This window comes from Methylocystis sp. SC2, assembly GCF_000304315.1.
Classification (GTDB): domain Bacteria; phylum Pseudomonadota; class Alphaproteobacteria; order Rhizobiales; family Beijerinckiaceae; genus Methylocystis.
The window spans coordinates 265,427-290,634 of sequence record NC_018485.1 but is presented as its reverse complement, the minus strand read 5'-3'; the positions used below and the strand labels follow the sequence as shown (position 1 = coordinate 290,634).

Sequence of the window (25,208 nt, the reverse complement as noted above, 5' to 3'; positions counted from 1 at the left end):
GAATGGTTTTGCGATGACTTCCATGCAGAAGATGAGCGTGATGAACGTCAGCCCCGCTGCGGCGGAGCGGGTCCGCAGCCTGCTTGCGGCCAGCGCCGAAGGGGAGGGGCTGCGCGTCTCCGTGGAGAAGGGCGGCTGCGCCGGCATGTCCTACAAGATGGAGATCGCCGAACCGAAGCGGGGCGACGAGGTGATCGACATCGAGGGCGGTCGCGTGATCGTCGACGCCGCGGCGGTGCTCTACCTGCTCGGCACGACGATGGACGTGAAAACGACGCAGTTCTCCTCGACCTTTGTGTTTGAAAACCCCAATCAGACGTCGGCCTGCGGCTGTGGCGAGAGCGTCGAGCTGACGCCGGCAGACCCGGAAAGGCTCGGCGCCGCGCCGCAGATGGGGAGTTCCTGATCGCGTCGAGGCCGCCATGGACCGCGCGCATATCGAGGAGCTTTTCGTGCCCTTTGCCGCTGTGTCCGTCAAGCGCATGTTCGGCGGCCATGGCGTTTACGCCGACGGCCTCTTCTTCGCGATCGAAGCCGACGGCGAAATCTACCTGAAGGCCGATCGGCATAGCGCCGCGCGATTTCAAGAGGCGGGCTCCCGGCCGTTCGTCTACCAAGGCAAGGACCGACCCGTCACGATCTCCTATTGGAGCCTCCCTGATCAGGCGCTCGAAGACGCCGACGAACTGGTTCGATGGGCGAAGTTTGCGCTTGAAGCCGCGCGCCGGTCGGGCCCGAAACGGCAGATTCCATCCGCGGGGAGGCGCAAGACGCCAAAGTCCACGGAGAAAGACGGCTAGGCGCCAATAAGCATTTGAAAAACATCAAACTTCATAAGGCGCTCGTGCTGGCGTCGCCCGCTCGAATCGCCTATAGACATGTGAACTCGACGCTATCCTTGAACTGGCGCTCACTTGGCCGACGACGACTCCAAGAAAAACGATTCCGACAAGCCCGGCTCTGACATAAGGCCGGTTTCCATCGCCGACGAGATGAAGCGCAGCTATCTCGATTACGCGATGAGCGTGATCGTGTCGCGCGCGCTGCCGGACGTGCGTGACGGCCTGAAGCCCGTGCATCGGCGCATTCTGTTCTCCATGCACGAGAACGGCCATACGCCCGATAAATCCTATGTGAAGTCGGCGCGCATCGTCGGCGACGTGATGGGTAAATATCATCCGCACGGAGACGCGGCGATCTACGACGCGCTTGTGCGCATGGCGCAGCCTTTTTCGATGCGGCTGCCGCTCATTGACGGGCAGGGCAATTTCGGATCGGTCGACAATGATCCGCCGGCGGCGATGCGCTACACCGAGTCCCGGCTCGCAAAGCCCGCGCTCGCGCTGCTCGAAGATCTTGACGAAGGCACGGTCGACTTCCAGGCCAATTACGACGGCAAGGAGAACGAGCCGACGGTTCTGCCGGCGCGTTTCCCCAATCTGCTGGTCAACGGCGCCGGCGGCATCGCCGTCGGCATGGCGACGAACATTCCGCCGCATAATCTCGGCGAGGTCATCGACGCCTGCATCGCCATGATCGATCGGCCCGACATCACCATCGCCGAGCTGATGGACATCGTGCCGGGACCGGATTTTCCCACCGCGGCGAGCATCCTCGGGCGCGGCGGCATTCGCAACGCCTTCGCGACCGGCCGCGGTTCGATCATCATGCGCGCCAAGTCGGAGATCGAGACTCTGCGCAAGGATCGCGAGGCGATCATCTTCACCGAAATACCCTATCAGGTGAACAAGGCGACGCTGATCGAGCGCATCGCCGATCTGGTGCGGGAGAAGAAGATCGAGGGCGTCGCCGATCTGCGCGATGAGTCCGATCGCGACGGCATGCGCATCGTCGTCGAACTGAAGCGCGACGCTGTCGCCGACGTCGTCCTCAACCAGCTTTGGCGTCATACGACGCTGCAGACAAGCTTTCCCGTCAATATGATCGCGTTGAACGGCGGCCGCCCGGAGCTGATGACGCTCCATGACGTGCTGCGCGCCTTCGTCGATTTCCGCGAGACGGTCGTCACCCGCCGCACCAAATTCCGACTCAACAAGGCGCGCGACAGCGCCCATCTGCAGGTCGGTCTCGCCATCGCGGTGGCGAATATCGATGAGGTCATCCATCTCATCCGCACGTCGCCCGACGCGACCGCGGCCCGCGAAGCGCTCATGGCGCGGGACTGGCCGGCCAAGGACATGGCGCCGCTCGTCGAACTGATCGCCGACCCGCGGCACCGACTCAGCGATGATGGCGCCATCCGGCTTTCGGAGGCGCAGGCGCGCGCAATTCTCGATCTGCGTCTGCAACGGCTCACGGCGCTCGGACGCGAGGAGATCTCCGAAGCTCTGAACAAGCTCGCCGCCGAGATCGCCGATTACCTCGATATTCTGCGCTCGCGCGAACGCCTGTTCGGCATCGTCAAGGACGAACTGCTGGCGGTGAAAGACGCCCACGCCACGCCGCGCCGCACGCAGATCCTTGAGGCCGACGGCGAGGTCGAGGACGAGGACCTGATCGCCCGCGAAGACATGGTCGTCACCGTCTCGCACGCCGGCTATATCAAGCGCGTGCCGCTCTCGACCTATCGCGCGCAAAGGCGCGGCGGCAAAGGCCGTTCCGGCATGCAGACGAAGGAGGAGGATTTCGTCCACCGTCTGTTCGTCGCCAATACGCATACGCCGGTGCTGTTCTTTTCCTCACTTGGCAAGGCCTATAAGGAAAAAGTCTGGCGATTGCCGCTCTCGGCGCCGCAGGCGCGCGGCAAGGCGCTCGTCAATCTGCTGCCCCTCGAACAAGACGAGCGCATCACCTCGATCATGCCGCTGCCTGAAGACGAGGACAGCTGGGCGACGCTCGACGTCATTTTCGCGACGACGCGCGGCACGGTGAGGCGCAACAAACTCTCCGATTTCGTCGACGTTCGCCGCAACGGCCTCATCGCCATGAAGCTCGACGACGGCGAGGCCATTGTCGACGTCGCGACCGCGACAGAGCGCGACGACGTGCTGCTGACCACACGCGACGGCCAATGCATCCGCTTCGCCGTGCCGGAGGTCCGCGTCTTCCAGGGCCGCACCTCGATGGGCGTGCGCGGCGTGGCGCTGGGGCAGGACGATCGGGTGATCTCGCTGTCGATTCTCAATCATTTCGACGCCGCCGGCGAGGAACGGGCCGCCTATCTGAAACGCGCCAACGCGCTGCGCCGGCGCATGGGCGAAGATGTTTCGCCCGAGGCGGGGACCGAGACGGAAGAGGCGGCGATCGCCGTGGAGCTGTCGGATACCCGCTTTTACGAGATGCAGGCGGCCGAGCAGATCATTCTGACCGTGTCCGAGAACGGTTACGGAAAGCGTACGAGCTCTTACGAATATCGTACGACGGGCCGCGGCGGCAAAGGCATCGTCGCGATGGCGGTGAACGCCAGAAACGGCAAGCTCGTCGCCTCCTTCCCCGTCGGCCATGGCGACGAAATCATGCTGGTGACGGATGGCGGCCAGCTGATCCGCTGCTCCGTCGACGGCATCCGCATCGCCGGGCGCGGCGCTCAGGGCGTCATCGTCTTCGACACGGCCGAAGACGAGCGCGTCGTCTCCGTCGAGCATATCGGCGACGTCGGCGAGGGCGAGGATCCCGAAGGCTAATCTGGACGCTCGACGAGAGGGTGAACGCATGAGCGAGGGCGGCGACGACGCGGACGGCCCGGTGCTGGTCACCGGCGCGCCGCGTCGCATCGGCCTCGCCATCGCCGAGCGCTTCGCGCGCGAGGGGCGGCCCCTCGTGCTGCACGCCTCTCCGCGTTCGGCCGAGGAGGCCGAGCTTGCCGCGCACGCGATCCGGCGACGCGGCGGGCGGGCGGCGACGGCGATCGCCGATCTTGCCGACGCGGAATCGACGCAGCGCCTCATTGAGCAGGCCGGCGAAGCCTTCGGACCGCTGCGGCTCCTCGTCAACAACGCCTCGATTTTTGAAATCGACGCGGCGCAGGACTTTTCGCTCGAGCTGTATGAGCGGCAGATGCAGGTCAATCTGCGGGCGCCGCTGCTGCTGTCGCGCGACTTTGCGGCGGCGCTGCCGGCAAGCGTCGATGGCGCCATCGTCAATATTCTCGATCAAAGCGTTTTGCGTCTCACGCCGCGCTATTTCTCCTACACGCTGTCGAAATCGGCGCTGTGGGCGGCGACGCGCACCATGGCGCAGGCCTTCGCGCCGCGCATTCGCGTCAACGCCGTCGGACCGGGGCCGGTCTTTGCAAATGCCGCGCTTGGAGAACGGGAGTTCGAGATGGAAGCCCGCGGCGTGCCGCTGCAGCGGGCCGCCGACGTCTCCGGCGTGGTCGACGCCGTGGTTTACCTCAGCCGGGCGAAAAACGTGACGGGGCAGATGATCGCCGTCGACAGCGGCCAGCATCTGGGCTGGCGCACGCCGGACGTCGGTCCCGAATAGGCTGGGCTGGCGCTAGAGCGCTTCCCGATCACATGGAATCATGTGATCGGGAAGCGCTCCAAATCAAAACGTTGGAGCAGGTTCTCATTGAAAAAGTCTGTCAACTTTTTCGCAACCTGCTCTAGTCGGCGCTCGGCAGGCGGCGCATCGTGAACTCGATCCGCCCATCCTCCAGTTCGCGCCAGAACTCGATCTCGGTCATATAGGCGGCCTTGGGGAAGCGTTCGAACCACTCGCGCGCCTTCGCCCGCGCCTCGAGGCGCTCCAGCGAGAAGGTCTCGCGCCGCCAGCCATTTGTGTGACCGCTCCGCTTCTCGGCGAAGCGCCTCGCCAGATCCCTCGGCGCGTTCTTGGTTACGCTCATACTCATGCTCCGAGCGATCAATTTAGCGCATCGGAGGCGGGAAGGGGAGTCGCAGTTCCGTAATGACCTATTCCGTCGGCTTCCCTCCCTCGGCGACAAGTGACGCAAAGCTCTTGATTCTCGGTTCACTTCCCGGCCAGCGTTCTCTTGAGCGCCAGCAGTATTACGCACAGCCGCGCAACGCGTTTTGGACGCTGATGGGCAGCCTGTTCGGCTTCGATGCGGGCGCTTGCTACGTCGATCGTCTGCGCAGCCTGAATGCGCGCGGCGTCGCCCTCTGGGATGTCTGCGCAAGCGCCCATCGGCCTGGCAGCCTCGACCAGCGGATCGAGCTCTCGACTGTGCGAGCCAATGATTTCGAGCGCTTTTTCGAGATGCATCCGGAGATCGCGCTGATCGGCTTCAATGGCGCCACGGCGGCCAGCCTCTATCAGCGGCTGGTTCTGCCCAGGCTGTCGGTTCGCGCCGCGGCGATCGCTTCACGCCGACTGCCCTCGACGAGTCCCGCACATGCATCGATGACATTCGCCGAAAAGCGGGAAAAATGGCGATCCGCGCTCGCCCCATTTCTCGAATAGCCTTGGGGCGCTTCCCCGCGCCCGCAAACCGCGCTAGACCCGAGCCATGCCTGAACGCCCCCCTTACATGATCACGACGGCCATTCCCTATGCGAATGGCGCGCCGCATATCGGCCACGCCTATGAGCGCATCGCCACCGACGCCTTCGCCCGATGGAAGAGGCTTGACGGCTATGACGTGCTGTTTGTCACCGGCATGGACGAGCACGGGCAGAAGATGCAGCGCACGGCCGAGAAGGAAGGGCTGACGCCGTGGGCGCTCGCCGACCGCACCGCCGCGCAATTCGCGCGGATGGGCGAGGCGCTGAACGCCCGCGCCGACGACATCGTGCGCACGACGCAGGCGCGCCACAAAGAGACCGTGCTCGAAATGTGGCGGCGCATGGAGGCGAACGGCGACCTTTATCTCTCCAAATACGCCGGCTGGTATTCGGTGCGCGACGAGGCCTATTACGACGAGGACGAGCTCACCGAACGCGACGGCAAGAAATTCGCGCCGACGGGCACGCCGGTCGAGTGGGTGGAGGAGGAGAGCTGGTTCTTCAAATTGTCGGCCTATGCGGAGAAATTGCTGGCGCATTACGCGGCGCATCCGCGCTTCATCACGCCCGAACACTACAGAAACGAGATCGTCGCCTTCGTGAAGCGCGGGCTGACCGACCTCTCGGTGTCGCGTACGACATTCGATTGGGGCATCGAGATCCCGCCGAGCGCGCACACCGCCGCGAAGCACGTGATGTATGTCTGGGTCGATGCGCTTACGAATTACGTAACGGCTACGGGATATCTTACGGAAGGCGGAAACAAGGCGTGCTTCTGGCCCGCCGACGCGCATGTCATCGGCAAGGACATCACCCGCTTTCACGCCATCTACTGGCCGGCGTTCCTGATGTCCGCAGGCGCGCCTTTGCCCAAGCAGGTCGTCGTCCACGGCTTCCTGTTCTCCAAAGGCGAGAAGATGTCGAAGTCGGTCGGCAATGTCGTCGATCCGATCGATTTGGCCGAGCGCTATGGCGTCGACCAGCTGCGTTATTTCTTTCTGCGCGAGATTCCTTTCGGCCAGGACGGCAATTATTCGCACGAGGCGATCGTCAACCGCATCAACGCCGATCTCGCCAACGACCTCGGCAATCTCGCGCAGCGCTCGCTGTCGATGATCGCCAAGAATTGTATGGGCGCCGTACCACGTAAACATGTCCTTACGGACGCCGACAACGACATTCTCGCGCAAGCGGCCGACGTGATGGCGAAAGCCCGCGCCGCGATGGAGGAATACGCGCCGCACCACGCGCTGGCGGAAATTTTCCGCGTCGTCGCCGAGGCGAATCGCTACTTCGCCGGTGAAGAACCCTGGGCGAAGAAGAAGAGCGACCCCGCGCGGATGGAGACGATTCTCTACGTCACCGCCGAAACGCTGCGCCGGCTGGCGATTCCCCTGCAGCCGTTTATGCCCGAATCCGCCGGCAAGCTTCTCGATCTCCTGGACGTCGGGCCGGACGCGCGGGACTTCGCGCACGCCGACGCGGCGAACGCCCTGCAGGAGGGCGCGCCGCTCCCGCCGCCGACGCCGGTGTTTCCGAGGTTTCTGGAAGAGGAGGCGCGTTAGTCCCGCTGCAGCGGACGCCGGGCGCCGATCGCCGTCTTCGACGCTCGGCCTTGACGCGGGCCGCCGCCTGTGCTCGCCATGCGCTGACCATAATCAGCCGCTTCAAATGGCGGCGCCGTGCAATTGACCATCGTCTTTGCGGGCTTGTCGGCCAAAGCGCGGGCGTGCAAGTATGAACGCCCGGGCTCCTTGTAAAGGAACTCGCGCCGCTCGATCGAGCGTTCGCGCAACAACATCCGCCTTCGTTGTGTCGTCGCTCGGCGGCTCTTTATCTTACAGAGGAAACCATGGAATGGCGCGTGGCATTTCAACAATTCTGACGGCGGTTATCTTTGGCGCGATAGGTTTTGGCCTCGGCATCTACGCTGCGCCGACCGAAGGCGTCGCCAATCTGAAAGCCGCGATCGAGGGCCGGTTCAAACCTGCGCCCGCCGAGGACGCTGCGCCGGGCGAAGCCCCGGCGCCTCCAGCCGAGTCGGACGCCACGGCTGCACCCGACGCCGCGGCTGCGCCTGACGCCTCGGCCGCGCCGGCGCCCGAAACGCCTCCGGCTGAGCAGCCGGCGGCCGTAGAAGCGCCAATGGAGAGCGCGCCGGCCCCGGCGCCCGCTCCGGCGCCGTTGACCGAAGCGCCGCCGCCGCCGCAAGCCGCGCCCATGGCGATGCCCGAGGCGGCTCCGGCCCCAGAGGCGGTGGTCGAGCAGCCGGTTAAGCCGAAGCCGAAGCCGAAGCCCAAGGCTAAACCCAAGCCGAAGCCCGCAGCTCCGGTCGAGGAGCCGGCCGAACAGCCTGCGCAGTAAAGCGCCAGTCGTCGCCCGTGACCCAGTCCCTGTTTCAGCTCACGAGCAGGGGCGGGTCACGCGGCAGGCGCCCGTCTCTGCTGATTGAAGGAATGTCGCCGTGAACCGCGAAACAGCGCGCTTCATCGGCGACATTCCCATTTTTTACGACCGTGGCCTCGGTCCGGTGCTCTTTGCGGATTACGCCGCCGATGTCGCCGCTCGGACGGCCGCGAGCGCGCCAATGGACGTGCTCGAAATGGCGGCAGGCACGGGAATCGTCACGCGCAAGCTGCGCGACTCTCTCGATCCACAGGCGAAGCTGACCGCAACCGACCTCCATGCGCCGATGCTCGAAGTGGCGAAGACGAAGTTCGGCGCTGCGGAGCAAGTGATTTTCCGTTCGGCCGACGCGACGGCCCTGCCTTTTGACGACGGCGCCTTCGACGCGATCGTCTGTCAGTTCGGGCTGATGTTCTTTCCCGATAAGGACCGCGCGCATCGTGAGGCGCGACGGACTCTGCGGCCGGGCGGCGAATATTTCTTTAGCGTCTGGGATGCGCCGCGCCACAATCCTTTCCCTCGCCTGGGGCTCGAGGTGATCGAACGATTTTTTCCCGGCGATCCGCCGCAGTTTCTGGCTTTTTCCTGCGCCGAGATCGATCCCATCAAGGAATCGCTGATCGACGCCGGCTTCACGGACATCGTCATTTCCGTAAAGGCGCGCGTCGCAGAGGTCACAGACCCGGCGACTTTTGCGAGGGGATTCGTCTTCGGCAGTCCGCTCTTCGAACAGCTCCGCGAGCGCGGCGGCGCGCGCCCCGAATCGCTTGTCGAGGCGCTGACCGAGCGGCTCGCGCAAGAACTCGGCGAGACCCCCATGCGCCTGCCGATGCAGGCGATTTTTTACGAGGCCCGAGCGGCCTAGGGCGGCGCGCGCTACTGTGGCTGCGTCATCCGTCCTAAAACATGGCAGTGCGGGTTCTTGAAGCGCCTAGTCAATAGATGGGCAGAGCGTCGGCTCTCGTCGCCCATCCGCCCGCGTCGCTTGCACCTTGATTTTTGCGTCCGTTGTGCACACCGATGACCTCCCCCATTTCCGAAATGATCGGAGCTCCCGACGATCCCGGTCCGGTATCACAACCATGGACAAATGTTTCTGATTCGATAGCAGACACACGACAGTCATCTGAACGGACCGCAAGCTGTTTCGCGGAGCCGCGGAACATGAGGATTGAGAGATGCTCGCCCATGGATGGCGCCCGTTTCGCCAACTTGAGAAACGGAAGCGATGGAGCGTCGGTTAGGTTGAGAACCGCATAATTCTTTTTTCCTAAGGTGGTGAATTCTCTCGAAACCACCATCGCGTTGATCTCCCTCCCGCCGATCAGAAATTTCATCGTCTTTTCTTGCGAGTTTAAGATGCAGTGGCCCGCTGCGGCGATCACTCTGGGTGCGACGAGGAAAGCAGTACACAGTTCCTGCCCATTGGCGCTCGCGAGACGACCGACGCTTTGCGCGAGTGTTGCCATCGGGTCGGACTTTGAAAGTCTTTCAACCGGAACAGCGTCGTCTACGCCAGTAATGCCTCCTCGGAAGGCGACTTGAGGCGCGGCATCTGGATTAGCTTGGAGATACGCTCTGATTTCGTTTGCGTAGGTCGGGACCAGTCCGGCGTCGACCAAAAATTTGAGGTTTTCCCGCACAGCTTCTCGGGAGGGGCCCTCGACAAATTTCTTGATAAGGTCCGCAGCTAGGCTGTCGCGCGCGCTGTCACGAGCATAGGCTGCACGCATCTTCTCCGCTTCCCGATTTTGCGAGGAAGTGTAAGTCGACGACACAATACTCGTCATAAGCGTGATGAAGCCGCCGACGATCGCCAACGCCAGAGGGTTCGACAGGAGATCTTTCCAGAATGCGGGCCTGGGCCTTCTCGACTCCTGTCGCCTATGTCTTACTTCCGTTGCAAGCTTCTGTCGTTCGAACTTCAGCCGCTCGCGATCTAATGCTAGTCTCAAGCTTTCTAAATCGTCCATTTCAACACTGCCAAAAACCAGTTCGAACTTATCCGGTCCAAAGCTCAGCCGAACAGAAAAAAGTCGCCAGATCAATGGAAGCGCGCTTCTTGCAGCGCAACAATGACCGAGCACTGCCTAGTAGCTGACTCGCCGAGCCCCCCGCCAGGCCAGGACGACGCCTACTGCGGCTGCGTCATCAGCTCGAGCACATGGCCGTCGGGGCTTTTGAAATAGACGCCGCGGCCGCCGTTCCAGTCGTTGAGCTGGCCGTCGGTGAATCGACCCGGCGCGCTGCCAAAGACGACGCCTTCGTCCTTCACGCGCCGGAAAATCTCATCGAACTCATTATCGCTGACGTGGAAGGCGTAATGGCCGGCCTCGAAGCCCTCGTCATTGTCGAACAGCAAGGTGAGCTCGCTATTGACCTTCACCGGCGCGAAATGGCCCTTGGCGCCGTCGTAGCGCAGACCGAAAATCCGTGCGAACCAGCGCGCCGCGGCCTCCTTGTCGCGCGCCGGCACGATGGTGTGATTGAGAACGATGGCCATCGATCAAGCTCCGCCTTTGTGCTCACGAATGTCAGATGGGGAGAAAATGGGAGGCGTCGGCCTCCCCGTCACGAGCGTCGCGGCGCTCATTCGCCGCCGGACCAGGAAGCTGACAGCGCGCCGTCTGGTTGGCGCCGGACGCGAACGCCGAATGGCGCGCTCTCGCGATCGAGCGTTTGCGCAAGCCATTGGGCGTCGGCGGTCGACGCCCGTTCAAGGCGAAAGCGCCGCATATGCAGCGGAACCATTCGAAGCTGCAGGAGATCGCCGCTCGCATCGATATCCGCGAAATACATCAGGGATAAATCGCCGCGAAAGCTTTCGAAGCCGCTGATGCCCTCATAGTCGTTCAAAAAATCGCCGCAGCCGTAAAGAACCAACCGGTTGCGATGGACCTCGACTCCCTTCGCGTGATGTGACGAATGTCCGTGGATGACGGAAGCGCCGGCGTCTTCGATCAGCCGATGCGCGAATTGTCTCTGGGCGTTCGAAACGCCATAGCCCCAATTCGCGCCCCAGTGGATCGAAACCACCAGAACGTCGCCGGGCCGCGCGACCTTTTTCGCCAAGGCGCAGGCGAGGGCGGCGCTTTGCGAGGAAAGATCGGACAGCAGATTGACTCCAGCCGATGCGCGCGTCGCCGCCCAATGGAGGGGCGTTCCGCTGTCGGGCAGGGCGAAGGACAGGACGACGACCCGTCCCTTGCGAGGGATGTCGAGGACCGCCGGCCGCTGCGCTTCGTCGATCGCGCGTCCCGCGCCGGCGAAAGCGACGCCCAGACGCTCAAGCGTGTCGAGCGTTTGCAAGAGGCCAGGCCGCCCCCAATCGAGCACATGATTGTTGGCCAGCGCGCAGCAGTCGACGCCGGCGACGCGAAGACATTCGGCGTTCTGCGGACTGACGCGGTAGTTGATCGCCTTGTGTTCGGCCGCCTCGCTGCGCGTCACGCTCGTTTCGAGATTGACGATGCGGGCGTCGGGGTTTTGCGCGCGAAGCTCGGCAAGCGCGTCGCCCCAGATATAGGAAGAACCGATGCGCCGCGGAATTGGCCCCGACGCCGCTTCGGCCAAACGAACATATTCCTCCGCCGACGAAACATATTCCTCATAGAGCTTGGGCGGGCAGGGCGAGGGAAGGATCTGATCGACGCCCCGGCCGATCATCACGTCGCCGCACAGGAAGAGCCGGACGGCTGGCGCCATGTCGCTCGGCGGCGCGGCGCCGCTCATAGGGTCGGCGGAAAATTCTCCTCGTCGTCGCCGGCGACAAGTGAGACGATTTCTCCCGCCACGTCCTTGAGCGGCGCGCCCGCGCCGAAGACGTCTTGATCGCCGGACATCCACATGGCCGCCTCCTCGACGTCGGCAATCGTCGGCCGCAGATCCATGATCGCCGACAGCGTCGCGTCGTCGATGTCGCCGAGGACGTCCGTCACGTCCTTGATCGTCGCCAGCGGGCGGCCGCCGCCGTCCGGCGCGGAAGACTGCGTCAAGTTCTTGCTCCTCGCGCTTGCAACGTCCTGCCCGAGCTTGACCCGCGACGGCGTCGAATGACGCCGGCGATGATAAAAGAGCGTTGCATCGCCGAGAAAACATAGCGCTGCGCGCCTTACCCGCGAAGGAGCCCGAAGCGAAATATTTGTGTTTTCCGCCGCCCAAGCCATATTGCCGCATTGGCCCAAGCGCGTCATCGAACTTTCCGGCGGCGGCCGAGGACGACGCGCGTCGGACCTACCCTGTTGCTCTTTCCTGACCGAGTCTGATGCTCATCGACACCCATTGTCACCTCGACTTTCCCGATTTCGCCCCGGAACTACCGGAGACGATCGCCCGCGCGAAGGCGCGCGGCGTCGCCAGGATGATTACGATCTCGACGCATCTCTCTCGCTTCGATCGCGTGAAGGCCGTAGCTGAAGCCTATCCGGAGGTCTTTTGCACGGTGGGGACGCATCCGCACCATTCGCATGAAGAGGCCGAGCCGACGGTCGAGGCGCTGGTCGGTCTGTCGCAGCATCCAAAATGCGTCGGATTGGGCGAAGCCGGACTCGATTATCACTACGATCATGCGCCGCGCGAGGTGGCGCAGCGCGTCTTCCGGATTCACGTCCAAGCCGCCCGCGAAACCGGCCTGCCGCTCGTCATCCATACGCGCGACGCCGACGACGACTGCGCGGCGATTCTTAAGGACGAAATGGGGAAGGGGGCTTTCCCCGCCCTGCTCCATTGCTTCACCAGCGGCCGCGCGCTCGCCGAAACGGCGCTGCAGCTCGGCCTCTATGTTTCCTTTTCCGGCGTCGTGACGTTCAAGAACGCCGACTATCTGCGCGAGATCGCCCGCGACGTGCCGTTGGAGCGGATGCTGGTCGAAACCGACGCGCCCTTCCTTGCGCCGGCGCCGCATCGCGGCAAGCGCAACGAGCCGGCCTTCGTCGTCGACACCGCGCGCGTGCTCGCCGACGTCAAGGGAATCAGCGCCGCCGAACTCGCGATCGCCACAACCGACAACGCGCTGCGGCTGTTTTCCAAAATGCCGCCGCTGGACGCCGCCGCGTGAGCCTGAGAATCAGGATACTTGGGTGCGGTTCGTCCGGCGGCGTGCCGCGCGTCGGGCAGGGCTGGGGAAAGTGCGATCCGGACAATCCGAAAAATCGGCGCCGGCGCTGCTCGATTCTCGTCGCGCGCGGGCCTGCCGAGGCGGCGACGCAAGTGCTTGTCGACACGGGACCCGATCTGCGCGAGCAGCTCATCGACGCCGACGTCAAGCGGCTCGACGCGGTCTTCTATACGCATCCCCACGCCGACCACACCCATGGCGTCGACGATGTGCGCGGCTTGGTCATTCTGAGCGGACGGCGAATCCCGGCCTATATGGACGAGCCGACGTCGCGGTCCTTCGCCACGAAATTCGACTATATCTTCAAAACGCCGCCCGGCAGCTTTTATCCGCCGCTGATGACCGAACATCGGCTGCATCTGGGGCGCGCCGAGACGGTCGAGGGACCCGGCGGCGCGATCGTCGCCACGCCGTTTCGCCTGGACCATGGCGACATGGACGCGCTCGGCTTCCGCTTCGACAATGTGGCCTACACGCCGGATCTTCACGCGATTCCGCCTGAGAGCGCGCAATATCTCGAAGGGCTGGATCTCTGGATCATCGACGCGCTGCGCCATCAGCGGCACGGCACGCATCTGTCGGTCGGTCAGGCCCTGGACTTCATCGCGCATTTCAAGCCAAAGCGCGCCGTGCTGACGGATCTGCACGTCGATCTGGATTACGACGCGCTGGCCGCAACGCTGCCGGAAAATGTCACGCCGGCATTCGACGGAATGGCGATCGAGGTCTGACGTCGCGGCGTCGCCAAAAGCGATATATCTTGGTTCCATAATATGGATTATGCGAATCGTGGATCAGGGATCCGGCCGGCGCCGTCCGCTCTTGCCTCTTGCTCACCAGAGATTTCGCCGTCTTATTGGACTGAACGCAGCCCCGGCTCCTCGGATCACGCTTTATGTTGATAATGCGGCGCGGGCGCACCGCATGGCGCGTCATAATCCGCCCGTACGGCGCGTCTAAACTCCTGCAAACGCAAACATTCCCGCCGGCGCGGGAATTGGACGTCAGCTGTCAAACTATGGCGACTGTTTGGATTTTTGGATCACCCCTCGGAATTCTCTGGCCTTCCGGGGCGAAACTCTGGTAAAAGGCTCGCTGCGCGGGACTATATGGCATTCAAGAGGCACATCATCGTCGTTTCCGGGCGGGCGCGTTTTTTGAGACGCGCCGACTGGAGCGGTTGGGCGCACAAGGTTGGCATAGCGGTCTTGCCGTTTTTGGCGGAGACGAGCAGGTAGACATGAGCAAAGGTAGAGATTTTCGGGGCCCCCGCAAGCGCGGATTTGATGACGACGCCCCGTATAGCTATGATTCGCCGCGAACGAGCCGGGCGCCGCGATCACCCTTTGGCGGCGGATTTCCCGATGCGCCGCCTCCAATGTCGAACGAGCCAGCAGTCGACGCCATTGTGAAGTGGTTTAAAACTGACAAGGGCTTTGGCTTCGTCGAGCTTGCCAACGGCACCGGCGACGCCTTCCTCCATATCGGCGCCGTTCAGGCGGCGGGTTACGACACGCTGCCGCCCGGCGCGAAGTTGCAGGTGCAGGTCACGAGCTCGGTGAAAGGCCAGCAAGTGGCGCGCATTCTCGATGTCGATTTGGCGGGCGCCGCCGAGCGGGCGCCGCCGCCGCCGCCCCGCGCAGGCGGCGGTTTCGACAGCCCCCGGCCCCGTCGCCAGGCGCCCGATCCGTCGACCGCCGTTCCGGTCTCCGGCAAGGTCAAATGGTTCGACGAGACGAAGGGCTTCGGCTTCGTACAATCGAACGACGGCGGCAAGGACGTCTTCGTCCATATTTCGATTCTGGGTCCGTCCGGCGTGAACCGGCTCGCCGAGGGGCAGCCGGTCACGATGCAGGTCGTCGACACGGCGAAGGGCAGAGAAGCGCTGTCGATCATCCTGGATTGAGCCTCGCTCCGTAGATCCGCGCGCCGCGATCCTCCTTGAGGGCCGCGGCGCTTTTCTTTTGGGGAGACCTCATGTCCGGACGACCGCACGGCGATGTCGCCAGGCTGATCGAAATCATGGCGGCGCTGCGCACGCCGGGCAGCGGCTGTCCCTGGGATCTCGAGCAGGATTTCCGCTCGATCGCGCCCTACACGATCGAGGAAGCCTATGAAGTCGCCGACGCCGTCGAGCGCGGCGATCTAACCGATCTCCAAGACGAGTTGGGCGATCTCCTCTTGCAGGTCGTCTTTCATGCGCGGATGGCGCAGGAGCAGGAGGCTTTCGCCTTCAAGGACGTCGTCGACGCGATCTGCGCCAAGCTCATTCGCCGGCATCCGCATGTTTTCGGCGACGGCCGATCGCTCGACGCCGACGGCGTGACCACGCAGTGGAGCGCGATCAAAGCGCGCGAGAAGGCGGCCAAGCAGGGCGCGCCGCCGGAGAGCCTGCTCGACGGCGTGCCGCTCGCCCTGCCCGCGCTGACGCGCGCCCTCAAGCTGCAACAAAAGGCTTCCGGGGTCGGCTTCGATTGGGACGACGCGCAGCAGGTTCTTGGCAAGATTCGCGAGGAAACCGAGGAAGTGGCCGCGGAACTCGCGCGTCCCGGCGTCGACGCGTCGCCGGCGCTCGAAGAGGAGATCGGCGATCTTTTGTTCGTGGTCGTCAATCTTGCGCGCCACGCTAAGGTCGATCCCGAGCAGGCGCTGCGCGGCGCCAACACGAAATTCGAGCGGCGGTTCCACCATATCGAGCGCCGCCTCGCGGAGATGGGCGGTTCGCCCGAAGCAGCGTCTCTCGACGAGATGGAAGCGCTGTGGATCGAGGCGAAAGGCGCGGAGCGCAAGCCGCGTTGATAGCTCTCTCAAACGTCTGAAAAAGGTCCGGCCGAAAAGTGGGATTGGGCGATTCCGCCCAATGCAGCCTGATCTAGCGCCCCGCGCCGGCTTCGCGGATGATTTCGGCCTGCGGAAAGCGCCTCGCAAGGCCCTCGGAACGTTCAGGGTCGATACGCACGACGAGATGGACGCCGCCCTCCGGCAGCGCTTCGCGTTCGAGCACTTCGGTATGGGCGTGAAGCCAGGCGAGCCCCTCGCCGTCGGCGACGTCGAGGTCCATTTCGAAACGAACGCGTCCCGCCGCCAGCGCGGACTCGATCCTTGCCAGCAACTCGTCGAGCCCCTGCCCGGTCAAGGCGGATACGAGCGTCGGCCGGCGTTGGGGCTCGATCCCGCTCACGGCGTGCTGAAGCGCCGAAAGCCGTTCCGGATCGAGCGCGTCGATCTTGTTCCAAACTTCCAGAACGCGCCCCTCGGCTTCGCCTGTCAAACCGAGTTCGCTCAGGATCGCCTCGACGTCCTTCGCCTGCGCCTCCCAATCTTCATGCGCGACGTCGCGCACATGCAGAACCACGTCGGCGAGCGTCACTTCTTCAAGCGTCGCACGGAAGGCCGAGACAAGCATGGTGGGCAGATCGGAGATGAATCCCACCGTGTCGGAGAGCAGGATGCGCGCGCCATGCGGCAGTTTGATCTGGCGCAGCGTTGGATCGAGGGTCGCGAACAGCATGTCCTGCGCGAGCACCTCGGCCTTGGTCAGACGGTTGAAAAGCGTCGACTTTCCGGCGTTCGTGTAGCCGACGAGCGCGACCACCGGATAGGGAATGTCGCGCCGCGTCTTACGATGCAGCGCGCGCGTGCGCTTCACCTTGTCGAGATCATGCTCGATGCGCCGCATCCGCTCCTCGATCAGGCGACGGTCCGTCTCGATCTGCGTTTCGCCTGGGCCGCCAAGAAAGCCGAAACCTCCGCGCTGGCGTTCAAGGTGGGTCCAGGAGCGGACCAGCCGCGACTTCTGATAGGCCAGATGCGCGAGCTCCACCTGCAGCGCGCCTTCCTTGGTCCGGGCGCGCTCGCCGAAGATTTCCAGAATGAGCCCGGTCCGGTCGATGACCTTGGCGTCCCACGCCCGTTCGAGATTGCGCTGCTGCACCGGCGAGAGCTGGCAGTCCATGCTCACGAGCGCGGCGTCCTTCGACTTGACGAGTTCGCCGATCTCCTCGACTTTGCCCTTTCCCAGATATGTCGCCGGTCGAACCTCGTTCAGCGATACGGGAACTTGACCGACGACATCGAGGTCGATCGCCTCGGCGAGGCCCACCGCCTCCATGAGACGCGCAGCCGTATCGCGCGAAAGCGCCGCGCCTTGGGCCAGATAGGGTCCAATGACCAATGCGCGGGCCCCGGCGCCGTTCGGCGTCATCCCGCTGCTTGCTCCGCTGTCAGCCTTCAATCGCCTACCGTTGCTTGTCGGCCTGGCCCTCGTCCTCGCCCGGCTCAAACATTTGTATGGGGTGTCCGGGCATGATCGTCGAGATGGCGTGCTTGTAGACGAGCTGAGAATGCCCGTCTCGCCGCAGCAAGAGGCAGAAATTATCGAACCAGGTGACGATTCCCTGGAGCTTGACGCCATTGACGAGGAAGATCGTGAGCGGGACTTTATTCTTCCTGACGAAATTCAAAAATGTATCTTGCAGATTTTGCGAACGCTCTGACGACATCGGCTGTCCTGTTCTGTTTTTTGAGCCGAGCGGAATGACGCCGCCCCCAGGGGATCGTTCTTCTTTTTTCGCCGCCGTGTTCATTAGAACCTTTCAAATGGCGAAGCGCAAGGCGCAAGTCGAAGGCTTTCCGCCGCCAGTTTATGGGAGGCGTCCGGTTTTGACTCGGCGCGAGCACTTGCCTCTAGCATAATGCGTCGCTTTAACTAGCTCACCTAAGTTAATGTTTCTATGACTCTACCGACAGCGACTTAAGTTTTCGGTGTAAGGCCGAGCGCTCCATGCCGATGAACTCCGCGGTGCGGGAAATATTCCCGGAGAAGCGATTGAGCTGAGCGACGAGGTATTCGCGCTCGAAAACTTCCCGCGCCTCTCTGAGCGGTAGACTCATCAGTTTTTCGCCGCGCACGCCGGCGGGAGTCGCCGGAACGAGTTCGCCGACATCGGCCGGAAGCATTTCGGCCGTGATCGTCGCGCTGGAATCGCCAGACGTGAGAATCATCAGGCGCTCGACATTATTTCTCAACTGCCGGATGTTGCCGGGCCAGTCGTGCAACTGCAGGACCGCAAGAGCGTCTTCCGATATCCGTCGGCGCGGCATGCCGGACGCGAGCGACATATTCTCCATGAAATAGTCGATGAGCGCCGGGATGTCCTCGCGCCGTTCCGCCAGCGAAGGAATCCGGATCGGCACCACCGCGAGGCGATGAAACAGATCCTCGCGCAGCGTGCCCTCTTCGATCGCCGACGCGAGATCGCGCGCCGAGGACGAGATGATGCGCACGTCGACCTCGACCTTGTTCGATCCGCCGACCCGCTGAAACGTCTGATCGACCAGCACGCGCAGAATTTTCGCCTGGGAATCCTTCGGCATGTCGGCGATTTCGTCAAGGAACAGCGTTCCGCCATGCGCCTCCTCAAGCGCGCCGATCTTGCGTTCGCCATCGGCGCCTTCGCGGCCGAACAGCTCGATTTCCATGTTCTCCGGCGTGATCGTGGCCGAATTGATGACGACGAACGGCCCGCCGGCGCGGCTCGACGCCTCGTGGATGCAGCGGGCGGCGAGTTCCTTGCCCGTCCCGGGGGCGCCGGTGATCAGCACGCGCGAATTGACAGGGGCGACGCGGCCAATGAGCTGCTGCAGCTGATGCGCCGCCGGGGAATCGCCGACGATGCGGTCGAAGGCTCCCGCCCGCTGGCGCAGCGCGGAAAGTTCGCGCCGCAGCTGATAGGCCTCGAGCGCCCGTTCGGCGACGAGCACCAGCCGATCCGCCTTAAACGGCTTTTCAATGAAGTCATACGCGCCGATCTTGATCGCGCTGACCGCGGTTTCGATATTGCCGTGGCCCGAGATCATGACGACGGGCAAGCCCTTGTGCTGCTTCTGCGCGAGTTCGAGCACCTGGAGGCCGTCGAGCCGCGACCCTTGCAGCCAGATGTCGAGAAAAACCAGATGCGGACGCCGGGCTGCGATCGCCGCAAGCGCTTCGTCGGAGTCTTTGGCGGTGCGGACTCCGTGCCCTTCGTCGCTCAGAATTCCGGCGACAAGCTCCCTGATGTCCGCTTCATCGTCGACAATCAAAATATCACTGGCCATTATGCCCCGCTCTGTCCCGGCTCACCTGCATGCGCCGGCGCTGTTTCCGCATGTGCGCCCGCCGCGCGTGGCTCCTCTTTCGAGGGCGTCTCCGCGGCGAGGGGCACGACAAGCCTGACGCAGGCCCCCCGACCCGACGGCGCGTCCAGCAGCTCCAACCGACCTCCGTGATCCTCGACGATCTTGGCGACGATCGGCAGGCCCAGTCCGGTGCCGTCCGATCGCGTCGTCATGTACGGCTCGAGCAAGCGCTGCCGGTTCATCGCCGGGAAGCCCTTACCATTATCGATCACGTCTATTTCCGCCATGCGATCGCGCACATCCAATTTGATTTCGACTCGTCCCTTTTCCAGAGCGTCTTTCTCTTCGCGTGCGGCGATGCCTTCGACGGCGTTCTTCACGATATTGGTGAGCGCCTGGGACAGCAAGCGGCGATCGAACTGCGCGATGACGGGCGTCTCCGGCAAGTCTTCGACAATGTCGAGATCGGCGTTGCCGACGCGCATGAGGAACGCGACCTGCCGAATGCATTCATTGAGATCGTCGCGCGCCGGGCGCGCCTTCGGCATGCGCGCAAAGGACGAAAACTCATCGACCATGCGCTTGATGTCGTCGACCTGGCGCACGATCGTATCCGTGCATTGGTCGAAAACGTCTCGATCCTCCTGGATGACCTTGCCGTATTTTCGGCGCAGCCGCTCGGCCGAAAGCTGGATCGGCGTCAACGGATTCTTGATTTCGTGGGCGATGCGCCGCGCGACGTCCGCCCAGGCGGAGGTGCGCTGCGCCATCACCAGATCGGTGATGTCGTCGAGCGTCACCACATAGTTGTGTTGTCCCGCATCGGCGCGCGCCGAGGTGACTCGCACATTCAAGGTGCGCTCGGCGACGCCGCGCTTGATGGTGATCTGGCTTTGGACGGCACGCGGAAAAACTTCCGCCGCGTCCTTCAGGATGGGGACGATCTCCGGCAACACCGACGCCACCGAGGCGCCGACGGTCGCCTGCCCCGTCGCGTCTGCGAGCGACAGTTCCTCGGCTGAGCGGTTGAGAATGGTGACGACGCCTTCCGAATCCACGCCCATCACCGCGACCGGGACGCCGGAGAGCACGGCCTCGGTGAATTCGCGACGTTCGTCATTGATCCGATTGGCCTCGATCAGCCGGTTTTGCTGAAGATTGAGCTCGGTCGTCATATTGTTGAAGACGTCGCCGAGCCGCGCCAAATCGCCATGCTGCTTGTCGACGTTGACGTGAACGTCGAGATTGCCCGCCGACACCTCGTCGGTTGCGGCGATCAGGTCGCGGATCGGCGTCACCAGCCGGTCGGCGAAATCCAGCCCGAACCAGATGGACGACAGCAGCATGATCGTCGTCAGGAAGGCGTACATCAGCACGAAGGCCCGCTGCACGGCGGCGCGATAGGAATCGAAGGCGTCGTAGCTGCTGATCAGGCTTTGAGCCTGTTTGGGAAACTCCACCGCGATCGGGTCGATCGGCCGCGTGACGTAAAGGAAAGTATCCTGAAAGGCGTTGAGCGCGCGCAAAGCGACGAAGCTCTTGCCGTCATCGATAACAAGGCACAGCGGCTCCCCGCGCCGCGCGTCGTCGAACTCGGATTGCGGCGGGGCGATGATGATGGAGGCGGCGTTCTGCGCCACGTCGACGCGGTCGAGAATTTCGCCGTTGGATTTCACCAGAGCCGCGACCGAGAAGCCCAGGAAATAGGCCCGCGACTGAAATATCTGGTGAAAATAGGGCCGGTCCGAGTTGTAGAGAATGCTCGCGCGGTCGAGGTCCGAGGCCGTGAGCTGCGCCTCCTGCAGCAGCGCCCGGCACTGACTCTCGCGGAACACCGCCGCGGCTTCCGCCGTGTTGTGGACGAAGACCTTGACGCTCGACATGAAGGCGGGATTGAGCACGCGCTCCAGCGTCAGCGAGCCCGCCACGGCAAGCAGAATCGCCGGGATCAAAGCGATGACCGAGAAAAAGCCGACCGTGCGCACGTGAAGGCGCGCCGCCGCTTCGCCGCGCCGCCAGACGCGGTAGAGGCCCCAGGCCTTGACGATCACCATCGCGAGCAGAACGGCGACGAAGACGCCGTTGATGATGAGCAATGGCAATAAGCGGTCGTCTGTCGGCGACACCGCGCCGAATTCGGCCACGACCAGGAACGTAGCCAAAGCGCAGCCGACGGCGCCGATCACGATGATCGGGCCGAACCAGCTGCGAAACGGCGTTCTGCCTTTCGCCTTTAGCGGAGAAGCCGAGTCTCCGGTCAGGGCCATGCCGCCTGTATAGGCTCCGCCCGCGCCGGTTGCAATTGAACGGCCGGAAGAGTCGCTATCGCGGTGAACGCATCAGGCGGATGTCGAGATCATTCACCTTCTTGCGCAGCGTGTTGCGGTTCAGTCCGAGCAATTCCGCCGCCTTGATCTGATTGCCGCGCGTCGCCGCAAGCGCCGCGGAGACAAGCGGAATTTCGATCTCGCGGATGATCCGGTGATAGAGGCCGGGCGGCGGCAGCTGATCCCCGTAGTCGCGGAAGAGCTTGGCCAGATGAAGCTCGACGGAGCTGGAAAGCGTCTGTCCGTCAAACAATTCTTGCGACGGCGCGGCTGCGGCGGAGCCCTTGTCGCCGCCCGGTTCGGCCTGGCGAATCTCATGTTCGAGCTCGGTCTCGACGAGCTGGTCGGAAATGACTTCCTGCGGGTGCAGCGCGGCGAGCCTGCGGATGAGGTTTTCGAGCTCGCGGATGTTGCCCGGCCAGCGATATTTCTTCATCCGGTCGAGCGCGGCCTGGTCGATGTATTTCTGCGGCAGTCCTTCGCTCGCCGCCACTTTGAAGAAGTGATGCACGAGGTCGGGTATGTCCTCGGCGCGCTCGCGCAGCGGCGGCAGCCGAAGCGGCACGACGTTGAGGCGGAAGTAGAGATCCTCGCGGAACAGGCCCTGCTGGATGAGGATCCGCAGATCCTTGTTGGTGGCGGCGATGATCCGGACATTGGTCTTGATCGGCGTTCGCCCGCCCACGGTCGTATATTCGCCCTGCTGCAGCACGCGAAGCAGCCTGGTCTGCGCCTCCATCGGCATGTCGCCGATTTCGTCGAGAAACAGCGTGCCGCCCTCGGCCTGTTCGAAGCGGCCGGCCGATCGCTGATTGGCGCCGGTGAAGGCGCCCTTCTCATGGCCGAAGAGTTCGCTTTCGATCAGATCGCGCGGAATCGCCGCCATATTGACGGCGACGAAGGGGCCCTTCTTGCGCTTTCCATAATCATGCAGGGCGCGGGCGACGAGCTCCTTGCCGGTTCCCGACTCGCCATTGATCATCACCGTCAGGTCGGTCTGCATCAATCGCGCAAGCGAACGATAGATTTCCTGCATCGCCGGGGAACGGCCGACGAGCGGCATGCCCTCGATCTCGTCGTGGCGGTCGTCTTCGGGCCGTTTGCGGGGCTCGGCCATGGCGCGGCCGACGATGCCGACGAGCTCCTTAAGATCGAAAGGCTTGGGCAGATAGTCGTATGCGCCCCGCTCCGACGCCCGAATAGCGGTCATGAACGTGTTTTGCGCGCTCATGACGATGATCGGGAGTTCGGGACGCAGCTTTTTGATGCGCGGCAGAAGCTCGAAAGCGTTCTCGTCGGGCATGACGACGTCGGTGACGACGAGATCGCCCTCGCCCGACTGCACCCATCGCCACAAGGTCGCGGCCGCGCCGGTGGTGCGCACTTCATAGCCCGCACGCGACAGCGCTTGCGCGACGACCGTGCGTATAGAAGCATCGTCGTCAGCGACCAGAATTTCTCCTCGCGTCATTACTTCGTTCTCCCGCCTCTGCGAGATGTCATGCACGCCGTTCCTCGCGTTGCTCGGCCCGTTTTGGCCTGTACATTGGCATCAGCACCCGGAAGGTCGTGCGCCTCGGGAGCGACTCGCACTCCACGATGCCGCCGTGGTCGTTGACGATCTTCGCAACCAGTGCAAGTCCGAGGCCAGTTCCCGTCGACTTGGTGGTGACAAAGGGATCAAAAAGATGCGCGGCGATGTCTTCCGGAACGCCTGGGCCATTGTCGCGCACGCAAAATTCGAGCGGCAGTCCGATCGGGCTTTTCTCGCCAAGCGCGCGCAGGCTGACGCCGGGCCGGAAAGCGGTCGAGAGTTCGATTTCTCCATCGACGGCTTCGCCGACGGCTTCCGCCGCGTTCTTCACGAGATTGAGGAAGGCCTGCACCAGCTGATCGCGATTGGCGTAAACCGGCGGCAGCGACGGATCGTAATTCTCGACAAAGCGAACATTGCGGGCGAAGCCGCTCTGCGCCACGCGCTTCACATGGTCCAGCACCGAATGGATGTTCACCTGCTCGCGCTGCAAGGGACGCGCGTCGGAAAAAACCTCCATCCGGTCGACAAGACGCACAATCCGATCGGTCTCGTCGCAAATCAGCCGCGTCAGCGCGCGGTCCTGATCGCCGAGCGCGGATTCGAGCAGTTGTGCGGCGCCGCGAATGCCGGACAGCGGATTCTTGATTTCATGCGCCAGCATCGAGGCCAGTCCCGAAACCGAGCGAACAGCGCCGCGATGCGTCAGTTGCCTGTCTATTTTATCGGCAATTGTTCGCTCCTGCAGCATAACAAGCACGAGCCCGTCGCCCTCCGGCAGCGGCGCGCGATGAACGTCGACGCGTCGGTCGGCCTCCTGGCCGGGCCGGCCGAGATCGACCTTGTATTCATTGATTGTCGCGCCACGTTCGCGAACCTGCTCAATGAGCGCGGTGAGCGGCGATCCGAACGGCAGCAGCCGATCGAGCGACTGCCCGATGAGCAGAGGCTTGCCGAGTTCGAAGAAGGCCTCCGCGGCGGCGTTCGCGTCCTCGATGACGCCATCGCGGGCGATGGTCAGGATCGCATTGGGCAGAGCCTCAAGCATGCATGATCGGCCGGCGTCATTGATGATCTTGAGCGGCTCATAGCCGACGCAATGTGCGCCGTTGCGTCGCGGGCGGTCGGAAACGCTCATGCCGCAATCCCCTGCTCTGCAGGCTGCGCCTTCAGAAAAATCAGCTCAATCAGCCGCGCCGCCTCTTCAGGAGACTGGGTCGTGAGCAGCGCGTGACGCGCGTCGGCTGCGGGATGTCCCGCCAAGCCGTCCGCCAAGTGACCGATGAGGCGATCGACATAGGCGGCGAGATGTTTGCGCGCGTGCCTCAGCCCGGCCGACGCGCCCATCGACGCCAGCAGACCTTCGAGGTGTTCGCGCGCGATGTCAGCGCGCTCCGACAGCGTCGGCGGCGCCCGCCGCTCGCCGGTCTGCAGAAAATGCGCGATATCGCCGACGATCCAGGGCTGCCCCACGGCCGCCCGTCCGACCATGACTCCATCGGCGCCGGAATGTTCGAGCATCTCGACGGCGTCGTCTTCGCCGGCGCAATCGCCATTGGCGACCACCGGGATTTTCACGGCCGCTTTCGCCGCCGCGATCGCGCGCCAATCCGCCCGGCCCGCGTAAAACTGCTGGCGCGTGCGCCCATGCACGGTGATCATCGCGGCGCCTTCGGCCTCCGCGCGACGCGCCAGCTCCGCGACGTTTCGGGTCGAATCATCCCATCCCAAGCGCATCTTGACGCTGAGCGGCACGCATATTGCCTCGCGTGCCGCAGAGATCAGCCGCGCCGCCTGGTCGAGATCGCGCATCAGCGCGGCGCCCGCGAGGCCTCCGGTGACACGCTTGCAAGGACAGCCCATGTTGATGTCGATCCAGTCAGCTCCAGAGGATTCCGCGCTTCGCGCGGCGGCCGCCATTTCCGCCGGCTCGCGCGCCGCGATCTGAATGACCCGCGGCCCGACGCCGGCGCGCTCCAGCCGCATCGCCGTCTCGCGATCGCCGCGGGCGACGCCCGCGGCCGTCACCATCTCGCTCACCGTCGCCGACGCCCCCAGACGCGACGCGATGCGGCGCATGGTCGGGTCGGTCACGCCGGCCATCGGCGCGAGCAGCGCGCGACCCGCCAGCGTGAACCCGCCAATGCCCAGAGGCGAAGGGGCAAAGCCAACGCCTAGTTTTTTGGCAGTAGCCATCTTGCCCACATCATAAGCAGTTCCCTTCGCACTTGCAATATAGCATTTCTCTGGCCCGTCGGCATTTGACGGCGTTGGCG

Annotated in this window: 25 protein-coding genes; 12 read left to right on the top strand and 13 right to left on the bottom strand. The window is 63.7% G+C overall.

The annotated features are described in order from the left end of the window. The first annotated feature begins 13 nt into the window (after positions 1 to 13). The 4 genes from BN69_RS01300 to BN69_RS01285 all read left to right on the top strand — a co-directional run bounded on the left by BN69_RS01300 (position 14) and on the right by BN69_RS01285 (position 4,446). A complete protein-coding gene (locus tag BN69_RS01300) occupies positions 14 to 406 on the top strand; it encodes a HesB/IscA family protein (protein WP_014889729.1) in 393 nt (130 codons plus the stop codon). A gap of 16 nt (positions 407 to 422) precedes the next feature. Continuing rightward, complete coding sequence (locus BN69_RS01295) at positions 423 to 800, top strand: TfoX/Sxy family protein (RefSeq protein WP_014889728.1); 378 nt, start codon at positions 423 to 425, stop codon at positions 798 to 800. Between the two features lie 114 nt (positions 801 to 914). Continuing rightward, the gene (gene gyrA, locus BN69_RS01290; RefSeq protein WP_014889727.1) at positions 915 to 3,644 is read left to right on the top strand and encodes a DNA gyrase subunit A; all 2,730 of its coding nucleotides are present in this window, start codon (positions 915 to 917) and stop codon (positions 3,642 to 3,644) included. 28 nt (positions 3,645 to 3,672) lie between these two features. Beyond that, positions 3,673 to 4,446 (top strand): SDR family oxidoreductase, encoded by a 774-nt coding sequence (locus BN69_RS01285; protein ID WP_014889726.1) that lies wholly within the window; start codon positions 3,673 to 3,675, stop codon positions 4,444 to 4,446. A gap of 121 nt (positions 4,447 to 4,567) precedes the next feature. Here the strand turns inward: BN69_RS01285 and BN69_RS01280 are convergent, their stop codons facing one another. Beyond that, complete coding sequence (locus tag BN69_RS01280) at positions 4,568 to 4,810, bottom strand: hypothetical protein (RefSeq protein WP_014889725.1); 243 nt, start codon at positions 4,808 to 4,810, stop codon at positions 4,568 to 4,570. 62 nt (positions 4,811 to 4,872) lie between these two features. Between BN69_RS01280 and BN69_RS01275 the strand changes: the two genes are divergently transcribed. Continuing rightward, positions 4,873 to 5,388, top strand: coding sequence for a DNA-deoxyinosine glycosylase (locus tag BN69_RS01275; protein WP_014889724.1), 516 nt, complete (start codon positions 4,873 to 4,875; stop codon positions 5,386 to 5,388). Between the two features lie 46 nt (positions 5,389 to 5,434). Continuing rightward, positions 5,435 to 6,994 (top strand): methionine--tRNA ligase, encoded by a 1,560-nt coding sequence (gene metG / locus BN69_RS01270; protein ID WP_244435005.1) that lies wholly within the window; start codon positions 5,435 to 5,437, stop codon positions 6,992 to 6,994. On the opposite strand, the gene BN69_RS19000 is transcribed toward metG, so the two are convergent. After that, the gene (locus tag BN69_RS19000; protein ID WP_148276996.1) at positions 6,991 to 7,230 is read right to left on the bottom strand and encodes a hypothetical protein; all 240 of its coding nucleotides are present in this window, start codon (positions 7,228 to 7,230) and stop codon (positions 6,991 to 6,993) included. The two genes, metG and BN69_RS19000, sit on opposite strands and share 4 nt — an antisense overlap. 56 nt (positions 7,231 to 7,286) lie before the next feature. Here BN69_RS19000 and BN69_RS01265 point away from each other — a divergent pair, with 56 nt between their 5' ends. Then, positions 7,287 to 7,793: a hypothetical protein gene (locus BN69_RS01265; protein WP_148276995.1), complete on the top strand. Its 507-nt coding sequence runs from the start codon at positions 7,287 to 7,289 to the stop codon at positions 7,791 to 7,793. A 100-nt stretch (positions 7,794 to 7,893) separates the two neighbouring features. Then, positions 7,894 to 8,700: a class I SAM-dependent methyltransferase gene (locus tag BN69_RS01260; RefSeq protein ID WP_014889721.1), complete on the top strand. Its 807-nt coding sequence runs from the start codon at positions 7,894 to 7,896 to the stop codon at positions 8,698 to 8,700. A gap of 70 nt (positions 8,701 to 8,770) precedes the next feature. Here BN69_RS01260 and BN69_RS01255 read toward each other — a convergent pair whose 3' ends face one another. The 4 genes from BN69_RS01255 to BN69_RS01240 all read right to left on the bottom strand — a co-directional run bounded on the left by BN69_RS01255 (position 8,771) and on the right by BN69_RS01240 (position 11,830). Beyond that, entirely contained in the window at positions 8,771 to 9,883 is a 1,113-nt protein-coding gene (locus tag BN69_RS01255; protein WP_148276994.1) for a trypsin-like serine peptidase, read from the bottom strand. 86 nt (positions 9,884 to 9,969) lie between these two features. Next, entirely contained in the window at positions 9,970 to 10,338 is a 369-nt protein-coding gene (locus tag BN69_RS01250; protein WP_014889719.1) for a VOC family protein, read from the bottom strand. Between the two features lie 86 nt (positions 10,339 to 10,424). Beyond that, entirely contained in the window at positions 10,425 to 11,540 is a 1,116-nt protein-coding gene (locus BN69_RS01245) for a CapA family protein (RefSeq protein WP_244435004.1), read from the bottom strand. A 23-nt stretch (positions 11,541 to 11,563) separates the two neighbouring features. After that, positions 11,564 to 11,830 (bottom strand): hypothetical protein, encoded by a 267-nt coding sequence (locus BN69_RS01240; protein WP_014889717.1) that lies wholly within the window; start codon positions 11,828 to 11,830, stop codon positions 11,564 to 11,566. A gap of 269 nt (positions 11,831 to 12,099) precedes the next feature. Here BN69_RS01240 and BN69_RS01235 point away from each other — a divergent pair, with 269 nt between their 5' ends. From BN69_RS01235 to mazG, 4 genes are all read left to right on the top strand, one after another. Next, a complete protein-coding gene (locus tag BN69_RS01235; protein ID WP_014889716.1) occupies positions 12,100 to 12,891 on the top strand; it encodes a TatD family hydrolase in 792 nt (263 codons plus the stop codon). Beyond that, entirely contained in the window at positions 12,888 to 13,682 is a 795-nt protein-coding gene (locus BN69_RS01230; protein ID WP_014889715.1) for an MBL fold metallo-hydrolase, read from the top strand. The genes BN69_RS01235 and BN69_RS01230 overlap by 4 nt, the downstream gene beginning before the upstream one ends. 509 nt (positions 13,683 to 14,191) lie before the next feature. Beyond that, positions 14,192 to 14,857, top strand: a complete 666-nt coding sequence (locus BN69_RS01225; RefSeq protein WP_014889714.1) for a cold-shock protein — start codon at positions 14,192 to 14,194, stop codon at positions 14,855 to 14,857. Positions 14,858 to 14,928: 71 nt separating this feature from the next. After that, complete coding sequence (gene mazG / locus BN69_RS01220; RefSeq protein ID WP_014889713.1) at positions 14,929 to 15,750, top strand: nucleoside triphosphate pyrophosphohydrolase; 822 nt, start codon at positions 14,929 to 14,931, stop codon at positions 15,748 to 15,750. A gap of 73 nt (positions 15,751 to 15,823) precedes the next feature. Here mazG and hflX read toward each other — a convergent pair whose 3' ends face one another. From hflX to dusB, 7 genes are all read right to left on the bottom strand, one after another. Then, positions 15,824 to 17,155: a GTPase HflX gene (hflX, locus tag BN69_RS01215; protein WP_014889712.1), complete on the bottom strand. Its 1,332-nt coding sequence runs from the start codon at positions 17,153 to 17,155 to the stop codon at positions 15,824 to 15,826. Between the two features lie 34 nt (positions 17,156 to 17,189). Continuing rightward, entirely contained in the window at positions 17,190 to 17,453 is a 264-nt protein-coding gene (gene hfq / locus BN69_RS01210) for an RNA chaperone Hfq (protein WP_014889711.1), read from the bottom strand. 229 nt (positions 17,454 to 17,682) lie between these two features. After that, complete coding sequence (ntrX, locus tag BN69_RS01205; RefSeq protein ID WP_014889710.1) at positions 17,683 to 19,050, bottom strand: nitrogen assimilation response regulator NtrX; 1,368 nt, start codon at positions 19,048 to 19,050, stop codon at positions 17,683 to 17,685. Next, positions 19,050 to 21,338, bottom strand: coding sequence for a sensor histidine kinase NtrY-like (locus tag BN69_RS01200; RefSeq protein ID WP_014889709.1), 2,289 nt, complete (start codon positions 21,336 to 21,338; stop codon positions 19,050 to 19,052). The genes ntrX and BN69_RS01200 overlap by 1 nt, the downstream gene beginning before the upstream one ends. A 55-nt stretch (positions 21,339 to 21,393) precedes the next feature. Then, positions 21,394 to 22,869, bottom strand: a complete 1,476-nt coding sequence (gene ntrC, locus BN69_RS01195; protein ID WP_041926747.1) for a nitrogen regulation protein NR(I) — start codon at positions 22,867 to 22,869, stop codon at positions 21,394 to 21,396. Between the two features lie 28 nt (positions 22,870 to 22,897). Next, positions 22,898 to 24,070, bottom strand: coding sequence for a two-component system sensor histidine kinase NtrB (locus tag BN69_RS01190; RefSeq protein ID WP_014889707.1), 1,173 nt, complete (start codon positions 24,068 to 24,070; stop codon positions 22,898 to 22,900). Then, complete coding sequence (gene dusB, locus BN69_RS01185; RefSeq protein ID WP_014889706.1) at positions 24,067 to 25,128, bottom strand: tRNA dihydrouridine synthase DusB; 1,062 nt, start codon at positions 25,126 to 25,128, stop codon at positions 24,067 to 24,069. Before dusB ends, BN69_RS01190 begins: the two co-directional genes overlap by 4 nt. Between the last annotated feature and the right edge of the window lie 80 nt (positions 25,129 to 25,208).

Excerpts from the sequence above, each read along its gene's own strand:
- BN69_RS01300 (WP_014889729.1), top strand. The coding sequence starts at position 14 with ATGACTTCCATGCAGAAGATGAGCGTGATGAACGTCAGCCCCGCTGCG.
- BN69_RS01295 (WP_014889728.1), top strand. The coding sequence starts at position 423 with ATGGACCGCGCGCATATCGAGGAGCTTTTCGTGCCCTTTGCCGCTGTG.
- BN69_RS01285 (WP_014889726.1), top strand. The coding sequence starts at position 3,673 with ATGAGCGAGGGCGGCGACGACGCGGACGGCCCGGTGCTGGTCACCGGC.
- BN69_RS01280 (WP_014889725.1), bottom strand. The coding sequence starts at position 4,810 with ATGAGCGTAACCAAGAACGCGCCGAGGGATCTGGCGAGGCGCTTCGCC.
- BN69_RS01275 (WP_014889724.1), top strand. The coding sequence starts at position 4,873 with ATGACCTATTCCGTCGGCTTCCCTCCCTCGGCGACAAGTGACGCAAAG.
- metG (WP_244435005.1), top strand. The coding sequence starts at position 5,435 with ATGCCTGAACGCCCCCCTTACATGATCACGACGGCCATTCCCTATGCG.
- BN69_RS19000 (WP_148276996.1), bottom strand. The coding sequence starts at position 7,230 with ATGTTGTTGCGCGAACGCTCGATCGAGCGGCGCGAGTTCCTTTACAAG.
- BN69_RS01265 (WP_148276995.1), top strand. The coding sequence starts at position 7,287 with ATGGCGCGTGGCATTTCAACAATTCTGACGGCGGTTATCTTTGGCGCG.
- BN69_RS01250 (WP_014889719.1), bottom strand. The coding sequence starts at position 10,338 with ATGGCCATCGTTCTCAATCACACCATCGTGCCGGCGCGCGACAAGGAG.
- BN69_RS01245 (WP_244435004.1), bottom strand. The coding sequence starts at position 11,540 with ATGGCGCCAGCCGTCCGGCTCTTCCTGTGCGGCGACGTGATGATCGGC.
- BN69_RS01235 (WP_014889716.1), top strand. The coding sequence starts at position 12,100 with ATGCTCATCGACACCCATTGTCACCTCGACTTTCCCGATTTCGCCCCG.
- BN69_RS01225 (WP_014889714.1), top strand. The coding sequence starts at position 14,192 with ATGAGCAAAGGTAGAGATTTTCGGGGCCCCCGCAAGCGCGGATTTGAT.
- mazG (WP_014889713.1), top strand. The coding sequence starts at position 14,929 with ATGTCCGGACGACCGCACGGCGATGTCGCCAGGCTGATCGAAATCATG.
- hflX (WP_014889712.1), bottom strand. The coding sequence starts at position 17,155 with ATGACGCCGAACGGCGCCGGGGCCCGCGCATTGGTCATTGGACCCTAT.
- hfq (WP_014889711.1), bottom strand. The coding sequence starts at position 17,453 with ATGTCGTCAGAGCGTTCGCAAAATCTGCAAGATACATTTTTGAATTTC.
- ntrX (WP_014889710.1), bottom strand. The coding sequence starts at position 19,050 with ATGGCCAGTGATATTTTGATTGTCGACGATGAAGCGGACATCAGGGAG.
- BN69_RS01200 (WP_014889709.1), bottom strand. The coding sequence starts at position 21,338 with ATGGCCCTGACCGGAGACTCGGCTTCTCCGCTAAAGGCGAAAGGCAGA.
- ntrC (WP_041926747.1), bottom strand. The coding sequence starts at position 22,869 with ATGACGCGAGGAGAAATTCTGGTCGCTGACGACGATGCTTCTATACGC.
- BN69_RS01190 (WP_014889707.1), bottom strand. The coding sequence starts at position 24,070 with ATGAGCGTTTCCGACCGCCCGCGACGCAACGGCGCACATTGCGTCGGC.
- dusB (WP_014889706.1), bottom strand. The coding sequence starts at position 25,128 with ATGGCTACTGCCAAAAAACTAGGCGTTGGCTTTGCCCCTTCGCCTCTG.